A 17,303-nucleotide genomic window follows, 5' to 3' on the forward strand; every position below is an offset into this window, starting at 1 on the left:
TCCCGTAGGAAAAGTCTCCATAACAAGAGAGACTGATCCTGTTTTTTATTCAGTGAGATAAATCATAGCTGAAGGGTAAGCCCGGCTACACTGAATAAAAAAACAGTATTATCTCATTGCCTGAATTTTTGTTTGTATGGTTTTTGTCACAGGCTGCATGAGAGTTATCTTACCCACGCCAAAATTTTTTGTGAACCTGGCGGGTATGACCAAGTAAGCTCAGAGGCAATCTATGTCAATTGTTAACACTAAAGAAATTCGCATCGCACTGTTGGACGACCATCCTATTATCCGTCACTCGTTGGAGATTGTCGCTGCGGCAGAACCTGATATGAAAATTGTCGGTAGCTTCGGTCATAGCCGAGAGTTACTCGCATTTCTGCAAAAAGAATCGGTGGACGTGCTGATCCTCGATTACATCTTGAACGAGGATGAATTAGATGGTTTGTCGCTGATTAAGCAACTCTTGGCGCGTTATCCAAAATTAAAAATTCTACTCTCATCGTCAATTGAAAGTCTGGCCGTGATTCGGACTGCATTTATGGTGGGGATTAAAGGCTATATCGGTAAACGTACAGAAACACCCGTCTACTTCTCTGCGGTCAGAACGGTGGCGAGTGGTCAGCGGTATATCCCAGAAGATATTTCTACTGGGCTGTCTCAGGTGCCAACTCGTAAGCGCGATCAGGCGCTGATTAATGGCCCTGTTGCCGAAGAGAGTGGGGGTGAGCAGTCAATGATGGAGCTGGGTAATCTACTGACTCCACGCGAAGCTGAAGTGATTCGTTGTTTCCTAGATGGTATGGAAATTGTTGAAATTGCAGCAAAACTAAAGCGCAGTCGCAAAACTATTAGCGGTCACAAACAGACTGGCATGAAGAAATTGGGGCTTAGCTCCGATCTTGAATTATTTAAATACCGGGACGACCTATTCCGTTAATCTTTACCCAAGCCAATGAAAACCGGGTCGATCATAGGATCGACCCGGTTTTTTTTAATGGGTGTAATACTCAGTTTCCAGTGAAGGGTTGAGAGCGAGCTCGCTGATTTCTGGAATAACCGGAGCTACTGCATCGAGTGCGGTTTCAGTCTGGGTGTTCCAGAATTCGGCTTGGGTGTCGCCAAGAAGCGCTTCTAGCCCGATGATTTTCGTTGGCTCGACGTGCGAGTTTTCAACGGTGACAAACAGTTCTGGCTCAACGCTACCGAGCATCAGCGAGAGATCCCAATCTCCCACTAACCCGATTGATGGGCTAGGTGAGGGCGAAGGTTGAAGGACGACATCATCTAACCACAGTGAGCTGTTAACTGGCATTGGGCTGGTTGGTATAATCGCGACATTGACCACTTCTGGCGTAGTTGCCACGAATTCGGCTCGTGCAATGAAACTGTCGCCATCGCGAATCATGTCCATCTGTGTGGCGACATTGTTTACCATCAACACAAAATGGGGTGTTTCATCACCAGCATCAGATTGGACGCGCATTTCAAATGCGTAGGTTTGCCCCTCCTCCATTGCTAGCGAGCGTGACAATAGGGGCTGTTCTGGCTGCAACATGTCGTCGGTAAAATGGAGCTGCCCATTTTCTAACACCTGTTCTGGTGTGAGCGAGCCATCGAGCTGCCAACCACCGAGTGACGAATCATTGAAATTAGCAACTAGCGGGGCTTCCAACGTAGCGATAGCTTCGGTTGGGTTCTGCGTGGGTTGTGTTTCCTCGTCAACTTGTTGAGGGATATCGCGAGCGAACCTTGAGGTATTGGTGGTCTCAGGTAACTCTGGTGTTGCGAGGAGAGGGGCGGCCTGTGTTGATGGTTCAGACTCGATCGTGTTGGCGTTGTCTGTTGTCATCATTACCGGTAATGCGGTTTGCTCGATGTGAGTGGGAGAATATGAGCCCGCCAGCGTTGAAGCTTGCACTGGTGTTAGATTGGCGACGGGTGTGGATATATTCTCAACCCCCTTTAACTCGGCAATATCCGTTATTAGTGATGTGGGAGGGATAAAGTCATTTTCAAAATCGATGGTGTATAAGGTTTGTGCACAACCACTTAAATGGTGGCGGAGGTGGTATTGCTCACCATGGCGCTCCTTAAACTCTGTATCTTCCAAACTTTCTATTTTTGCTGCTGCGCCGGAACCCCCAAACATTGGGTGTCCCGTCAGGAACTCCTTTGTGTCGAGAGTTCCCCGCAGGTTTTCTTGATCCGTTACCATGTTTATGGCCTCTTGTTTAAAACTAAATTAATGAAGAAATATTTCATACAGCGGGGGGATTAACGCAAAAAAATCTGAGCGGTACGCTAGGCGAGGTCTTGGTTTTTGCTGGAATGAACAACCCATGTCCTCCTAAAATCTTCCCTCAATCGTAGCCAAAAACGCATCCAAGACCCCGCCTGTATTTCCCTTTAAGACATGTCTGTAAAACATAACGCTATCTGGGCCGGGATCGCGACAGACCTCCCAGGCATTACTTCTGCATTGCGCAGAAATGGGTATTCAACCAAGTCTTAAAGGGTCTTTATGAGTCTCAATCAAGTTAACGTCGCGGTGGTGGATAACAATACCATCGTTAAAACTGACGTCCTGCGTACCGAAACAACCGGTTCAGCAGTCAAAATCAAAGCCGTCAAAGGCGCAAAATATATTCTCGCTGAAGGTGATAACGGCGTTGCGCCTGAAAACATCACCATCAAACGTGTCGGCAAAAACCTGCATGTGATGTTGGAAGGCAGCGATGACCAGAACCCACAATTGATTATTGAAGATTTCTTCGATAATCCGGGTGAACTGGTCGGTAAAGCCGAAGACGGTCAGTGGCACGAATACATCTCTACCGACGGCGACAGCGATAACGACGCCGCTTTCCTGATGGACGGCGAGTCTTCCGCTTTGGCGCTGGGTGCTGACGCTATCGGTTCTCTGGACGGTTTGGCTGTCGCCGAGGGTGCGATTTCCCCGGCGCTGCTGGCGCTGGGTGCGTTGGCGGGTATCGCGGCGCTAGCGGGTTTAGCGGCGATTATTGCCCATAACCGTGATAAAGGTGACGACAATGGCGGTGATAATGGCGGTGGTGTCATTGACCCGCCGCCAGACGGCGGTGGTGTAGTTCCGACACCGGGAGTTTCCGGGGCCACTGACAACAAAGGTGATATTACCGGGCCTATCGATAATGGCGGCGTGACTGATGACGACACCCCAACGCTGATCGGCGAAGGGACGCCGGGCAACATCATCATCATTCGTGATGAAAACGGCGAAGATCTGGGCTCTACCATCGTTGATGACGAAGGTAACTGGACCTGGACGCCAGAAACCCCATTGCCGGACGGTGAGCACGGCTTTATCCCGGTAGAAAAGGACCCGGAAGGCAACGTAAGTGAGCCGGGCGAAGAGTATGTGATCATCGTTGATACCACACCACCGGATGCGGCAGATCTGCGTGCTGTCATCGATGACGTGGGTATTCACACAGGCGAGCTGAACTCTGGCGACGTTACCGATGATAATCAGCCGACTTTTGAAGGCACCGCCGAAGCGGACGCTATTGTAGAAGTGTGGATGGACGGCGAGAAGCTGGGCACCGCTATTGTGGGTGATGACGGTAACTGGAGCTTCACACCAGAACAACCGATAGCCGACGGCAAACACGACTTCAGCCTGATTGTGGTTGACGATGCGGGTAACCGTTCTGTACCAAGCGATCCGTTTGAGCTGACTATTGATACCGTGGCACCGGACAAACCGGGTGAGGGTGGCAACGGTTTTATCGATGATGTGATTGATGACGTGGGTCTGATAACCGGCCCGGTCGCCGAAGGCGGTGTGACCGATGATAACCAGCCGACGCTGGAAGGCAGTGGCCAGCAACCGGGTGATATCGTCACCATTATCGACAACGGTAATCCGATTGGTAGTGTCATCGTCGATGACAAAGGTGACTGGTCATTTACCCCAGACACCCCGCTGCCGGATGGCGAGCACGATTTCTCGCTGATCATCACCGATCCGGCAGGGAACTCCTCACCGGAATCCGATCCGTTCCCTATCACTATTGATACTCAGGCACCAGACGCGCCGACTATCGTCAGTGTGATTGACGATCAGGGCGCGGTGACCGGTCCTATCAGCAACGGCGCTATCACTGACGATGCACAACCACAGATCAACGGTACTGCGGAAGCCAACAGCACCGTCATCATCTATGACAACGGTGTGAAAATTGGTGAGACGCAGGCAGATGCTAGCGGCAACTGGTCCTTTACCCCGTACCCACCGCTGCTGAATGGCAGCCATGACATCAGTGCCAAGGCGCAGGATGCGGCGGGTAACATCAGCGTTGAATCCAACAAAGTGGACTTCGAGTTGATCGCCGGTGGCAACGCACAATCACCGGCCATCACCGGTGCCTATGACGATGTGGAAGGCCACATTGGTATGCTGGACAGCGGTGACCTGACCAACGATGCCCAGCCAGAATTGCGTGGTACCGCACAACCGGGTGCGACCGTTTCCCTGTATGTTGATGGCCAATTTGCCGCAGATGTGGTGGCGGACGCCAACGGTCAGTGGACCTTTACCCCGACAACTCCGCTGGCTGACGGCGTGCACAATTTCCGTGCCGAAGTGACGGATCCCGCAGGTAACCCGCTGAGCAGCGGTAATTACCAACTGAATATCGATACCACCGCACCAGATGCATCCTCCGACCAAGAGTTGGTCGATAACGTCGGTCCAGTGACCGGTCCGATTAACGACGGCGATACCACCGACGACAGCACCCCGACCTTTGAAGGTACCGGCGAGCCGGGCGACACCGTGATTATTAAAGACGGCGACAAAGAGCTGGGCAGCACCGTGGTGGGTGATGACGGCAAGTGGGAATTCACGCCAGACACGCCACTGGAAGACGGCGATCACAGCTTGATCGTGATTATCGAAGACCCGGCGGGTAACCAGAGCGATCCTTCCGATCCGATTGATTTCGTGGTGGACACCTCGCTGGTGACGGTGAGCATCGATTACGCGATTGATGATGTGGACGCCCACACCGGTAACATGGCGAGCGGCGCGTTAACCAACGACGCTACGCCAACGCTGGTCGGTACCGCGAAGCCTAACAGCCAGGTGGAAATCTTTGACAACGGTGTCTCTGTGGGCAAAGTGCAAGCTAACGCTCGTGGCGAGTGGAGCTTCACGCCATCTACCGATTTGGCAGAAGGTACGCACAAATTTACCGCTGTGGCGACTGATCCAGCAGGTGCTGTCAGTGCACCAACGGCAGAATTTGCGCTGGATATCGATCTGACCGCACCGGGCAAACCGGGTGAGGGTGGTACCGGTGGTGACGGCATTGGTGATATCACCGATGACGTGGGGCCGATTCAGGGTTCTGTGAAACCGGGCGGTAGCACCGACGACACCACGCCAACACTGGAAGGCAACGGCCTGCAACCGGGTGATGTCGTCACCATTATCGACAACGGGAAACCGATTGGCGAGGCGGTGGTAGACAAAGAAGGCAACTGGTCGTTTACGCCGGATACCCCGTTGAACGACGGTCAGCATGATTTCCAAATTATCGTCACTGACCCCGCGGGCAACAGCTCCGAGCCGTCTGATCCGTATCCGATCATTATCGATACGCAGGCACCGGTAACACCAGCCATCGTCAGCGTGACCGACAACGTCGGCAATCTGACCGGGGAAATCAATCCGGGTGATATCACCGATGATGCGACGCCAACCCTGACCGGGACGGCAGAAAAAGACAGCACCGTTATCATCTATGACAACGGTACCGAAATCGGTCGTGTGCAGGCAGACGGTAGCGGTAACTGGACGTTTACCCCTAATACGCCACTGCCAAACGGTGACCACAGCATGACCGTGCGCAGTCAAGATACCGCGGGCAATATCAGCGGTGAGAGCCCGGCGCGCGACTTCACACTGATCACGGGTGGTACACCGGCGGTTCCGGCTATCACCGATGTGGTGGATGACGTGGACGGCGGCATTGTTGGCACCATTCAAAAAGGTGAGTACACCAACGACAACACGCCAACGGTGAAAGGGACGGGTGCAGACGGTACCACCGTTTACATCATGAACGGCACCACCACGTTGGGTAGCGCGACGGTAGTGAATGGTCGCTGGGAATTTACTCCAACGACAGGTCTGGCTGACGGCACCTATGACTTGACCGCGTACGCGAAAGATGCGGCAGGCAATATCAGCCCGGAAACCGGTGAGTGGCCGATTATCATCGACACCACGGCACCGGATGCCATCAGCGATGCGGCGTTGTGGGACGACTACGGCGCAGATACCGGGATTATTGCCAGTGGTGACACTACCGATGACAGCACACCGACCTTTAAAGGGACTGCTGAACCGGGTGCTACGGTAATTATCCGTGATGCGGCTGACCGAGAAGTGGGCCGCGTAGTGGCAGACCCGACGACGGGAGAGTGGGGTTATACACCGTCCACGCCGTTGCCGGATGGTGACTACCAGTGGAACGCGAGTCAGGTGGATAAAGCGGGTAACGAAAGCCCGGCCAGCACGCCGATTGACTTTACGGTCGATACTTCCGGTAACACGGTCAGCATCGATTACGCGGTAGACAACGTAGGCAGCATCACCGATAACCTGACCTCCGGCAGCGTCACCGACGACGCCACCCCGACCCTGCACGGTAGCGCAGTGGCAAATGCCACGGTGTATATCTATCAGGACGGTGTGAAGATTGGTGAAGTGACTGCGGACAGAAACGGCAACTGGAGCTATGAGGTGCCAGCCTTGGCGGAAGGTCAGTACCAATTCCAGGCTTCTGTGCTGGATGCGGGCAATGTAGAAGGGGATAAAACCCAGAACTTCACGCTGGAAATCGACCTGACTGCGCCGAACAAGCCAGCGATTGATGACGTAGCCGATGACGTGGGTGCGCAGCAAGGTACGGTCGCCAACGGTGGCTATACCGATGACAGTACGCCAACGCTGAGCGGTAAAGGGCAGCCGGGTGAGACGGTGACTATCCGTAACGGTGATGACCGACTGGGTCAGGTACAGGTACGCCCGGATGGTACATGGAGCTGGACACCGTCTGCATTGAACGACGGTACCTACAACTTCAACGTGACCTTGACGGATGCGGCAGGTAATGAATCTGTACGTTCGGATGAGTGGGCGGTGACGGTTGATACACAGGCTCCAGACGTTCCTCCAACCATTGAACGTCAGGGCGATCAGATTACTGTGGGGCTTGACAATACCAACGCGGTGGAGGGTGATACTCTTAGAGTAGTTATCGCTGGGCAAGAGGTTGAGTACGAGCTGACCGCTGCTGATATCGCAAATGGTACGGCGACCGTTAATATCCCTGCGGGTATTCCTACCGCTGAGGAATATGGTGCCGGGATTATCGATAAAGCCGGAAACAGTTCGGATTATCTGGTCAGAACTCCGGGTTATACCTCATTAACGGAGAATTTTGAAAGCGTTCCGGCCAGCTATAATGCTGCGGGGAGTTCGCAAGACTTTGGTAGCTTCACTTTTAAATGGGACACATACGGTTACCCTAGCGATAATGTAAGTTGGCCGCGTGGTGTGATTAGAGCTGGTTACCCTACAGGGGAAGGATTGACAACCCCTTCAAAAGGTCTGGGTGTTTGGGGGACGGGGGTGTCTTCTACGAACGCAAGCCTGACGTTGAATGGAGGGGTTAGTGCGACAGGTGCATCATTTAGAGTCGGTGAACTGACCAGTCCTTTAACTATTAGATATTATGATGCGAATGGTGTGCAGATTGCGTCCAGCTACCACGCCCCACAAGGGGGTAATAGCATCTTTACCTCTAGTGCAACCATGCCTGCAGGTAAAGAGTTCGTGCGTATTGAGTTCGATACCCTTGTCGGTCAATGGATCTGGCTTGACGATTTCGTTATTTCGGCTTCGGCTCCGGATCAGTACCGCCAAGAGCCTCCTTCAGCAATGGAGAATGGTTTGAATGATGTGAATGAAGAAACCACATCTATTCTGGGGACGGCTCAGCAAGATATGCCAGTGGGTGATGAGTTGACTCAACTGGATCAGACTGACAGCCAACAACAGGTACTGCAAGTCGAGCACGCCGATCAGCCAATTGACCTGAGCAATCTGGCCGAAGCACAGCAGTCATTCAACACCGTTGATCTCAGCAACGGCGGTAATGATGTGCTGAATGTGACGCTGGGCGATCTGCTGGTTCACGCTGAAAAAGACGCGTTTATTGCCGACGGCAACAAACAGCTGATGATTCAGGGTGACGAAGGCGATGTGGTCAACCTGTCTGACTTGCTGCCAGATGACACCGATCCGGGCAACTGGGCGAAGGCCGAAGGTACCGTCACCGTGTCTGGTGTGCAGTACGAAGTGTTCCAGCATTCAGCGATGGAAACCGAACTGCTGGTTCAGCAGGGCGTGCAGACCAATCTGAACAACCACTAATCCATTTACAACACAATCATACCGGGTGCCTTTCGGGGCACCCGTGGAGGAATCATGAAACAAGTTAATACTTCGCTGATTGCGGCGTTAGTGGTAGGTGGTCTGTTCAGCTTGCCTGCTTTCGCAGCCGTCAAACCAGAAGCCTTCGGTGCTAGCTATCAGCGCGTCGCCGATGTCGCCACTTCGCAATCTCAGGTGGTTTACTACCGTACCGATGCGGCAGCAGGGAAAGATGCAGCTCACGTTTATGTCGATGGCGAATTTCAATCGGCATTGCTGCCGGGCATGTACACCACCTTCTGTGTGGCGCCGGGCAGTCACGCGTTAGGGGCTTATCGCAACGATGCGCCACTGTACAAAGGCAAGGAAGCACAGGAGTTCCGCGATACTTTCGAAGGCGGTAAAACCTACTTTGTGAAGGTCGATGCTCAGGTAAATGGTCGCCCAAGTGCGGTGACTAGCCAGCAGGCAGCGCAAGAACTGAAAGGTCTGCGCGCTCAGGCACTCACTCTGAACCGTGCCTCGACAGTGGAGCAGTGCCGCTACACGACCGCTGCAACCATGGACTACGCGCTTTCCAGCGACGTGCTGTTTAACTTCGGTAAATCAGGCCGTAACGACATCTCAGCGAGTGGTCAACAGGCTATCTCTGAGCTGATCGGTAAATTGAAACAAGACGGCGTACAGGCGAACCGCATTCAGGTTATTGGTCATACCGATCCGTTCGGTCGACCAGCAACTAACCTGCGTCTCGGCCAACAGCGTGCTAACACCGTTCGCAGCCTGTTGATTGAAGGTGGTTTACCCGCGAAAAACCTGAGCGCCAGCAGTGCAGGCAGCACTGAGCCAGTGGTCACGGAATGTTACGGTTCACGTGCGGAGCAGATCGAGTGTAACGCGCCAAACCGCCGTGTTGTGGTACGTGTTCAGACCCAGTAGTTTCAAAATACCCTGTTAAAACCCTCATAAAGCCCATGCCAGTGACTTCGGTCGCTGGCATTTCCCACTCCCGTCAGTTTTATTTATTCCATTGATATTTATCAATTTTATCTATTTTAAATGAAAGCAAGACCCAGCTGGTATCAGGCCATGCAGATAAAAGCGAGAATTTTCCTAATCTCCGGCAGCCGCTGGAATCGAATTAACGATAGAGAGATGTGGTGAATGAACGCAACAGAATCTGATAACCAACAGCAGGAGCTGCAGTCGCAGGCGCGAGTACAAACGCGCATTGATGACTCGTTGCTGCAAAGCGTGAGCTGGCTTTGTCAGCATTACGGCTTAGGGCGCAGTTTTGATGCGCTGACCGCAGGCTTGCCTAAAGATGTCTTTCTTTCCCCTTCGCTGGCGCTGACCTCGCTGGAAAGTGCGGGTATCACCGGTGGTTTGGTTGAGCGCAGCCTGTGGGATATTCCTCAACAAATCCTGCCAGTGATTTTGGTGCGTAAAGGCTCTGGCGGTTGCATTTTGCTGGATCGCGTGCGTAAGAAAAACGCCGAAGACAAGATGACCTATTTCTACCAGATCATCTTGCCTGAAGTCAGCGACAAGCCGGTCGAGATTGAACACGCCGAAATCAGCGAGTGGTACAGCGGTTTTGCCATCATGGCGAAACCCACTGCGAAAGTGGATCGTCGCGTAGAAGAAGGTTTGCCAGAGAAGCAAAAGCACTGGCTGTTCAGCACTCTTTGGCGCTATCGCCGCTATTACCGCAGTGCGGCGGTTGCCTCAGTGCTGATCAACGTGCTGGCGCTGGCGAGCATCTTCTTCACCATGAACGTCTATGACCGCGTGATCCCGAACCAAGCGTTTGTCACGCTGTGGTCTTTGGCGGTGGGCGTTACCGTAGCAATGTTGTTCGAAGCGTTGACGCGTTTTGTCCGTGCGCACTTGCTAGACACCGCCGGTAAAAAAGCGGATCTGATCGTCGGTAGCATTCTGTTCCGCCAAGCGATTGCGGTACGCATGGAACACAAACCGGCGTCTTCTGGCACCTTTGCTAACCAACTGCGTGAATTTGAATCCCTGCGCGATTTCGTGTCATCAGCCACACTGGCTGCGCTGGCCGACTTGCCGTTCGTACTGCTGTTCGTTGGGGTGATCTTTATGATCAGCGGCCCACTCGGCTTCGTGCCGTTATTGATGCTGCCGCTGATCATCATTATCAGCGTCATTATTCAATGGCCGCTGGCGAAGATCATGAAAGAGAACATGCGTGATGCGGCGCTGAAACAGGGCGTGTTGATTGAATCCATCGAAGGCATGGAAACCCTGAAAGCCACCAATGGTCAGGCGCATATGCAACGCCGCTGGCAGAATTTCAGTGCCTTGCAAGCGGATAGCGGCTCGAAATCCAAACGTTATTCAACGTTGGCGACCACGGCCGTGACTTTTCTCCAGCAGTTCCAGACGGTGATGCTGATCCTGATTGGCGTTTACATGATTGACGCGGGCGATCTCACCATGGGTGGATTGATCGGTACCGTGATGTTGGCAGGCCGTGCGACTGGTCCGTTGGGGCAGGTGATTGGTTTGGCAACGCGCTATCAATCTTCGAAAGCGGCACTGGGTTCGTTGAACAAGCTGATGGAAATGCCGACCGATCGCGACAGCGAGCAAGAGTACATCGCTAACCCGACGCTGAAAGGTGATATCTCTCTGAAAGGTGTCGGTTTCTCTTACCCGGCACCTCCGATGCAGCCAAACCCGGAAATCCTCAAAAATATCAATATTGAAGTTAAAGCCGGTGAACGTGTCGCCATCCTCGGCTCAATCGGTAGCGGTAAATCCACGTTGCTGCGCTTGATGGCGCGTTTATATCAGCCGACGGCGGGGCAGTTATTTACCGACGGTCTGGATGTGAACCAAATCGATCCCGCTGACTGGCGGCGTCATATTGGCTTCGTGAGTCAGGAGTCACGGCTGTTCTTCGGCACCTTGCGCGAAAACGTGATGCTCGGTCTGCCGGATGCGGCACCGAATGAGTTTCTGCGCGTATTGCGTCTGACCGGGTTGGATCAGATAGCCGCTCGTCACCCGCTCGGCATCAATCTGCCGGTGGGGGAGAACGGCTGCAGTCTGTCAGGCGGGCAACGTCAATTAGTGTCGTTGGCACGTACCTTGTTGAGCCGCCCGGAAGTGTTGCTGCTCGATGAACCGACCAGCGCCATGGACTCGCAAACAGAACAGCAATTCCTCAAGCATCTGCATATGGCGACAGAAGGGCAGACGTTGGTGGTGGTTACCCATCGCCCGTCGCTGTTGGCGCTGGTGGATCGCATCATCGTGATTGATAGCGGCAAAGTCGCGCTGGATGGTCCGAAAGAAACGGTTCTGGCGCGTTTGAGCGGGCAGCCAGTGCCGCCAGCCAAAACCGGTCAAGTGAGCACCGCAGCACAACAACCCGCCGCGAATACGCCGTCCAAACCTGTGGCCCCGGTGGTCACGCGCAAAGCGCCAGAGCAGGACACGGCTAACGATATTGAGGTCTCTGCATAATGGCTAACTTATTACGTCGTAAACCCAAACTGTCAGCGGCAGATGCTGACTTTATGAATGACATCCAGTCTTCACTGCTCAGCCAGCGTACGCCAGGTTCACGTCTGGTGCTGTGGATCGTGTTGATGGTATTAGGAGCTGGCCTCACTTGGGCTCATTTCGCGCGAGTGGAAGAGATCACCAAAGGTGAAGCGAAGATTATTTCGAAAAGTCGCGAACAGATTATTCAGAGCCTAGAAGGCGGCATCTTGGCGGAGATGAATGTCCGCGAAGGTGATGAGGTTCAACGGGGGCAAATATTGCTGAAAATCGACCCGACGCGTGCGCAAGCCAGCTACCGCGAAGCGTTGAACAAAGTGGTGGGCTTGAAAGCCACTATCGCCCGCTTGCGTGCGGAAGCTTATAACCAGCCGCTGAAGTTTGATGACGAACAAGTCAGTAAGGATAAAACCGTCATCGAACAGGAAACCAAAGCCTATCAGGCACGTAAACGCGCGCTGGATGACTCGGTTAACGCCTTGCATCGCAGCTATGAACTGTCGATGCGTGAGATTCGCTTGGCAGAACCGCTGGCAGCTCGTGGTTTGCTCTCCGAAGTCGAACTGTTGCGTATGCGCCGTCAGGCCAATGAAATTCAATCGCAGATCGTTGAGCGCCGTAACCGTTATCAGGCCGATGCCAACTCCGAGCTGAACAAGCTGGAGCTGGAGCTGGCGCAGACCAGTGAAAACCTGATCGGGCGTGCTGATGTGATGGAGCGAACCACTATTACGGCTCCGGTGAAAGGGACGGTAAAAAATATTCGCTTTAACACCATTGGCGGCGTGATTCAGCCGGGTGAGCACATCCTTGAAATTGTGCCATTGGAAGATCAATTGTTGGTTGAGGCGAAAATCCGTCCGTCAGACGTGGCATTCCTCCACCCCGGATTGCCCGCGACGGTGAAAATCACCGCTTATGACTATGCCATTTACGGCGGCCTGAAAGGGAGCGTGGAATTCATTAGCCCGGACACCTTGAAAGACGATGCCAAAGCGGCGGCGGGACGCCCGGATGACACCTATTACCGCGTGATGGTGCTGACTGAAACCAGTTCACTGGAAGCTGGTGGTAAGTCGTTACCGATTATCCCTGGGATGATCGCCTCGGTAGAGATTCGTACCGGTGAGAAAACCATTCTTGATTACCTGTTGAAGCCGGTAATGAAAGCCCGTGAAGCGTTCCGTGAACGTTAATTGAGATAGTGTGATGAAACAGATTAAAAGTTCACGACGTTTGCTGTCGCTGCTGGTGGGATCGCTGCTGGCATTAGAAAGTGGTGGCCTGCGGGCTGATAGTGATGATGAATTGTTGATGTTTGTCGAGGTGAGTAAAGGCAATAGCATTCCGACTCAACCGAGCGTGGCGCCAGCACCTGCACCTGCACCTGCACCTGTAGCGCCTGCGCCTGTGGTATCAGAACCCGAGCCTGTGGCAGCAACGCGTCTGACTCCGATGCCAACGCCAGTTGTAGTGGCACCACCGACAGCGCCAAGGATTTCTCCTGAACCACTATTGCAGCATCCGGTGACTACGGTGTCGGTTCCTTCCGATCAACGGATGTTGTCTTCGGAAGTGAAAACACCGCCGTCAGCACCGATTCGTCAGGCAGCGGCACCCACGTTAGTGACGCCGCGTAGTACGGTCACGGAAAAAAAAGCGGAGAGCGAAGTCCCGTACTTCAGTGCCGCACCGTCAGCGCAACCCGTCGCTGAACCGGAATTAACGCCAATGCCTAAATATACGGCGGCGCCGCCATCACAAATCATCACTCGTGGTAGCCCGGGTGAGATGGAGCTGCGAAATATTTTCTTCCGCGCGGTGATGACTGCGCTGGAGCGCAGCCCGCTGGTTCGTAGTGCGCAGTTGCAAGTTGATGCCGCCAAAGAGGACGTGAGTAACGCCAAAGGGCAGCGCTGGCCACAGGTGGATGTGACTTCAAGCTCCCGTCGTTATGAGTTTGGTAAAGGCAATCGTACAGCCAGCGACAGCAATATGCCTTCATTTGGTGTCAATATCGCCACTAACTTGATCGATTTTGGTCAAACCAGTAACACTATAAAAAGTAAAGAGTTCTCGGTCAAAGCGGCTGATTATCAAGAAAGCGCACAGGTAGAGGATTTGGCTTGGCAGGTGAGTAGTGAGCTGGTGGAGTTGAGTAAGCAGCGCCTGATCATTGATATGAGTAAGCAGTATGTTGCACGTATGCAGGAACTGGTGACGATGTTGAGTGGCATTGTGGAGGCTGACCCCGGACGTCGTAGCGAATTGACGCAGGCAACGGGGCGTCTTTTGCAGGCTCAATCAGCATTGGATGGTGCGGTTGCGAAGGCGCGAGATACTGAGATCCAACTTTATCGTTTGTTGGGTGAAACTCGGGTGCCGTTGCCACCGGCGATGCAATGGCAACTAAAACCATCGCAACTGGATGCGTTGCTGGCTCAAGTGGATAGGCATCCTACTTTGCAACAAGCACAGGCTCAGGCACAGGCGGCATTTTCCGAAGCGGATGCGCTGAAATCGTCCTCGTTACCGAAGATCAACTGGGTGGTCAGTAAAGACACCGGAAAGGATGATTTCGGCCGTGAGCAGTCGTGGCAAACCGGTATTAATGTCAGTTGGGGTTTGTTCCGCGGAGGTTCGGCTCGTGCCGCCGAGCAAGCGGCTGCGCAGCGAGCGGCCGCGATGCGTGAACAATCTGAAGAACAGCGCGACGATCTGCAACAGCGTGTACGTGCTGCCGATCAGGATGCACGCTCGATGCTGCAACGTGCCGATCTCTACCGTAATTTGACCAAGGAATCCGATCGTATTCGCCTCGACTTCTTTGATCAGTGGTATCACCTCGGTAAGCGTACATTGTTGGACGTGCTGAGTTCCGAGTCGGATTACTACAATAACCGTGTGGCGGAAGTGACTAATCGTTTTGATGGTTATAGCGCTATTTTTCGTGGTTATGCGAGTGCGGGCCAATTGATGGGTTGGCTACAGAATTCACCTTCTAGAAGTTAATAATTTGTATAAACCCTCTGTTTTTACAGAGGGAGTTTTAGGAAATTATCAAGATGTCAACTTACCCAATTAAACTAGCAGTGCTAGATGATCATCCTATTATTCACTATTCTTTTAAAATTATGTTTGAAAGTGAGAAGGATATCGAAGTTATTGGAAGTTTTAATCACAGTAACGAATTATTTGATTGGTTACTCAATAACAAATGCGATGTGCTGGTGCTGGATTATATATTGCCAGATGATAAATTAGATGGGTTGTCATTAGTTAAGATATTATTAACGCAATATCCAGAATTAACGATCTTATTGTCTTCTTCAATGGATAGCATTGCCGTTATCCGTACTGCTTTGATGATGGGTGTTAAGGGGTATATCTCTAAGCGTGATGGCCCAGCGGAGTATGTTGATGCGATTCGCCTGCTTGCACATGGCCAACGTTATATACCGAGACATGTTTCTGCTACGTTGATCAATCCTCCAAAGCGTAAACGCGGTAATATTGTCGTGAGAGATCTTCCCAATTGGCAGGTAACGAAATTACTGACGCCGAGTGAAGTTGAAGTGATTTATTATTTCCTTACCGGTATGAGTATCAATGATATTGCCGAGCGACTCAATCGTAACCGTAAAACAGTGAGCGGGCAAAAGCAAACGGCGAAAAAAAAGCTAGGTGCTAACAGCGACTTTGAATTGATTAAATATAGAGATGTTTTGTTTAACCAATATAATGAAGCTATGGTTAATCAGCAAGATTTCTCTTCGATGTCTATGGATGTAAAAAATAACGACACGTTATAATAACGTGTCGATGTGATAAATATCATAGGAACTCTGATATTGGCATTGTAGGTATTAGTTGAAAATTTCAGCCGTGCCGTACAGTTTGTTTTGGCCACCCGCAGAGATGATGCGGTAAGAGTTCGCACCCGATGCGGCAGCTTTGCTCGCCAGTTCATTTTCCAAAGCACTCAGGTTGGTTGCACCGCTGACAGAAACGACACCAATTTTTTGTGCATCGGCTGCCGGCTGGCTAGTGATTTGGTCAGCGGCAACGCTGGCGAAAGAAGCGGTAGTTAACAGCACGGCGGTAGCAAAAATTTTGATGTTTTTCATGATTCAATCCTCAGGGTATTTATTAGATGGAAGGTTGTTGCCTCCCGATGTGTTGAATAATGCAACAACGAATCGGAAGATAAAATCGGAGAGTTTTGAGTATTTCAATCAAATTATTTGATGGTTAATTCGACGGCAAAATACGACCCGTTGGCGCCCATTCCGATCCGCCGCTACCCTTTAATCTGGGTTTCTAAATGGAGGGCGTGTGATGACAACGAATAAATTTGTCGGTAGCTGGTCGTTGGTTTCTTCTTCATTCAAGCGGGAAGATGGTTCGGTCACTTACCCTTTAGGTGAGAAAGTGCTAGGGCGTATCAACTACGAAGCGAATGGCACTATGGCGGCGCAGCTTTACAGCACCACACGCCCTAAATTTGCCACTGAAGATCCTTCCCAAGGAACCAACGACGATATCCGTTCCGCTTTTATCGGGATGATTTGTTATTTTGGTCAGTACCATATCGATGAAGAGAAACAACGCATAACCCATCAGGTGGAGGGATGTTCATTTCCTAACTGGATTGAAAGCCGACAAGTGCGCTTTTACAGTTTTCTCGATGATAAGCTGATCTTGCGCACCCCGCCGATGCAATTCGGTAATGGAGTGCAAATTGGTGAGTTGGTGTGGCAACGCATTGGTGGTGCCACTTCCTAAACTTAATAGATTGTTTTTTAAGCGGAGATAACTCATGACACAACAAATTTTTGTTAATCTGCCAGTTGCGGATCTTGATAAATCCATTCAGTTTTTTACTGCGCTGGGTTTTACATTTAACAAACAATTTACTGATGAAACCGCGACTTGCATGGTAATCAGTGAAACCATTTATGCGATGTTGCTAACTCATGAAAAGTTTAACTATTTCTCACCAAACAGTGAGATTTGCGACACGACAAAAGCCAATGAAGTGCTGATTTGCCTGTCGCAACCTAATCGGGCTGCGGTGGATGATTTAGTGGCGAAGGCTAAAGCTGCCGGTGGGAGCACTTATAAAGAACCACAGGACTACGGCTTTATGTACGGACATAGTTTTAAGGATTTGGACGGTCACGCTTGGGAGCTGATGTATATGGATATGGAGGCCATATCAAAACAAGGATCTTAACCGCATCAGGAATGATTCTGTCATTTTGGGCGGTTGAACCGC

11 protein-coding genes are annotated in these 17,303 nt (G+C 51.9%); 9 read left to right on the plus strand and 2 right to left on the minus strand.

Annotation, left to right across the window (positions count from 1 at the left end; all coding sequences use genetic code 11):
* Window positions 1-232 precede the first annotated feature (232 nt).
* Entirely contained in the window at window positions 233-940 is a 708-nt protein-coding gene (locus AC3ISQ_RS02070; protein ID WP_489350327.1) for a response regulator, read from the plus strand.
* Window positions 941-994: 54 nt separating this feature from the next.
* Here the strand turns inward: AC3ISQ_RS02070 and AC3ISQ_RS02075 are convergent, their stop codons facing one another.
* Complete coding sequence (locus AC3ISQ_RS02075; protein ID WP_489350328.1) at window positions 995-2,218, minus strand: hypothetical protein; 1,224 nt, start codon at window positions 2,216-2,218, stop codon at window positions 995-997.
* A 306-nt stretch (window positions 2,219-2,524) separates the two neighbouring features.
* Between AC3ISQ_RS02075 and AC3ISQ_RS02080 the strand changes: the two genes are divergently transcribed.
* The 6 genes from AC3ISQ_RS02080 to AC3ISQ_RS02105 all read left to right on the plus strand — a co-directional run bounded on the left by AC3ISQ_RS02080 (window position 2,525) and on the right by AC3ISQ_RS02105 (window position 15,837).
* On the plus strand, window positions 2,525-8,488 hold the full coding sequence (locus AC3ISQ_RS02080; RefSeq protein ID WP_489350329.1) for an Ig-like domain-containing protein: 5,964 nt from the start codon (window positions 2,525-2,527) through the stop codon (window positions 8,486-8,488).
* 54 nt (window positions 8,489-8,542) lie between these two features.
* Window positions 8,543-9,427, plus strand: coding sequence for an OmpA family protein (locus tag AC3ISQ_RS02085; RefSeq protein WP_489350330.1), 885 nt, complete (start codon window positions 8,543-8,545; stop codon window positions 9,425-9,427).
* Between the two features lie 225 nt (window positions 9,428-9,652).
* Window positions 9,653-11,986: a type I secretion system permease/ATPase gene (locus AC3ISQ_RS02090; RefSeq protein WP_489350331.1), complete on the plus strand. Its 2,334-nt coding sequence runs from the start codon at window positions 9,653-9,655 to the stop codon at window positions 11,984-11,986.
* Window positions 11,986-13,221, plus strand: a complete 1,236-nt coding sequence (locus tag AC3ISQ_RS02095; protein ID WP_489350332.1) for an HlyD family type I secretion periplasmic adaptor subunit — start codon at window positions 11,986-11,988, stop codon at window positions 13,219-13,221. Before AC3ISQ_RS02090 ends, AC3ISQ_RS02095 begins: the two co-directional genes overlap by 1 nt.
* Window positions 13,222-13,234: 13 nt before the next feature.
* Window positions 13,235-15,037 (plus strand): TolC family protein, encoded by a 1,803-nt coding sequence (locus tag AC3ISQ_RS02100; protein WP_489350333.1) that lies wholly within the window; start codon window positions 13,235-13,237, stop codon window positions 15,035-15,037.
* Window positions 15,038-15,090: 53 nt separating this feature from the next.
* Window positions 15,091-15,837 (plus strand): response regulator, encoded by a 747-nt coding sequence (locus AC3ISQ_RS02105; protein WP_489350334.1) that lies wholly within the window; start codon window positions 15,091-15,093, stop codon window positions 15,835-15,837.
* Window positions 15,838-15,891: 54 nt separating this feature from the next.
* On the opposite strand, the gene bhsA is transcribed toward AC3ISQ_RS02105, so the two are convergent.
* Window positions 15,892-16,152 carry a multiple stress resistance protein BhsA gene (bhsA, locus tag AC3ISQ_RS02110; protein ID WP_489350335.1) on the minus strand — a complete coding sequence of 87 codons (261 nt, stop codon included), beginning with the start codon at window positions 16,150-16,152 and terminating at the stop codon, window positions 15,892-15,894.
* A 211-nt stretch (window positions 16,153-16,363) separates the two neighbouring features.
* Here bhsA and AC3ISQ_RS02115 point away from each other — a divergent pair, with 211 nt between their 5' ends.
* Window positions 16,364-16,810 carry a lipocalin-like domain-containing protein gene (locus AC3ISQ_RS02115; RefSeq protein WP_489350336.1) on the plus strand — a complete coding sequence of 149 codons (447 nt, stop codon included), beginning with the start codon at window positions 16,364-16,366 and terminating at the stop codon, window positions 16,808-16,810.
* A gap of 34 nt (window positions 16,811-16,844) precedes the next feature.
* Window positions 16,845-17,261, plus strand: coding sequence for a VOC family protein (locus AC3ISQ_RS02120; protein WP_489350337.1), 417 nt, complete (start codon window positions 16,845-16,847; stop codon window positions 17,259-17,261).
* Window positions 17,262-17,303: the final 42 nt, after the last annotated feature.

It is taken from the genome of Serratia sp. KH_031, assembly GCF_057839655.1.

Coding starts and splice junctions, on each gene's coding strand:
- AC3ISQ_RS02115 (WP_489350336.1), top strand. CDS start 16,364: ATGACAACGAATAAATTTGTCGGTAGCTGGTCGTTGGTTTCTTCTTCA.
- AC3ISQ_RS02095 (WP_489350332.1), top strand. CDS start 11,986: ATGGCTAACTTATTACGTCGTAAACCCAAACTGTCAGCGGCAGATGCT.
- AC3ISQ_RS02120 (WP_489350337.1), top strand. CDS start 16,845: ATGACACAACAAATTTTTGTTAATCTGCCAGTTGCGGATCTTGATAAA.
- AC3ISQ_RS02085 (WP_489350330.1), top strand. CDS start 8,543: ATGAAACAAGTTAATACTTCGCTGATTGCGGCGTTAGTGGTAGGTGGT.
- AC3ISQ_RS02100 (WP_489350333.1), top strand. CDS start 13,235: ATGAAACAGATTAAAAGTTCACGACGTTTGCTGTCGCTGCTGGTGGGA.
- AC3ISQ_RS02105 (WP_489350334.1), top strand. CDS start 15,091: ATGTCAACTTACCCAATTAAACTAGCAGTGCTAGATGATCATCCTATT.
- AC3ISQ_RS02080 (WP_489350329.1), top strand. CDS start 2,525: ATGAGTCTCAATCAAGTTAACGTCGCGGTGGTGGATAACAATACCATC.
- AC3ISQ_RS02070 (WP_489350327.1), top strand. CDS start 233: ATGTCAATTGTTAACACTAAAGAAATTCGCATCGCACTGTTGGACGAC.
- AC3ISQ_RS02090 (WP_489350331.1), top strand. CDS start 9,653: ATGAACGCAACAGAATCTGATAACCAACAGCAGGAGCTGCAGTCGCAG.
- bhsA (WP_489350335.1), bottom strand. CDS start 16,152: ATGAAAAACATCAAAATTTTTGCTACCGCCGTGCTGTTAACTACCGCT.
- AC3ISQ_RS02075 (WP_489350328.1), bottom strand. CDS start 2,218: ATGGTAACGGATCAAGAAAACCTGCGGGGAACTCTCGACACAAAGGAG.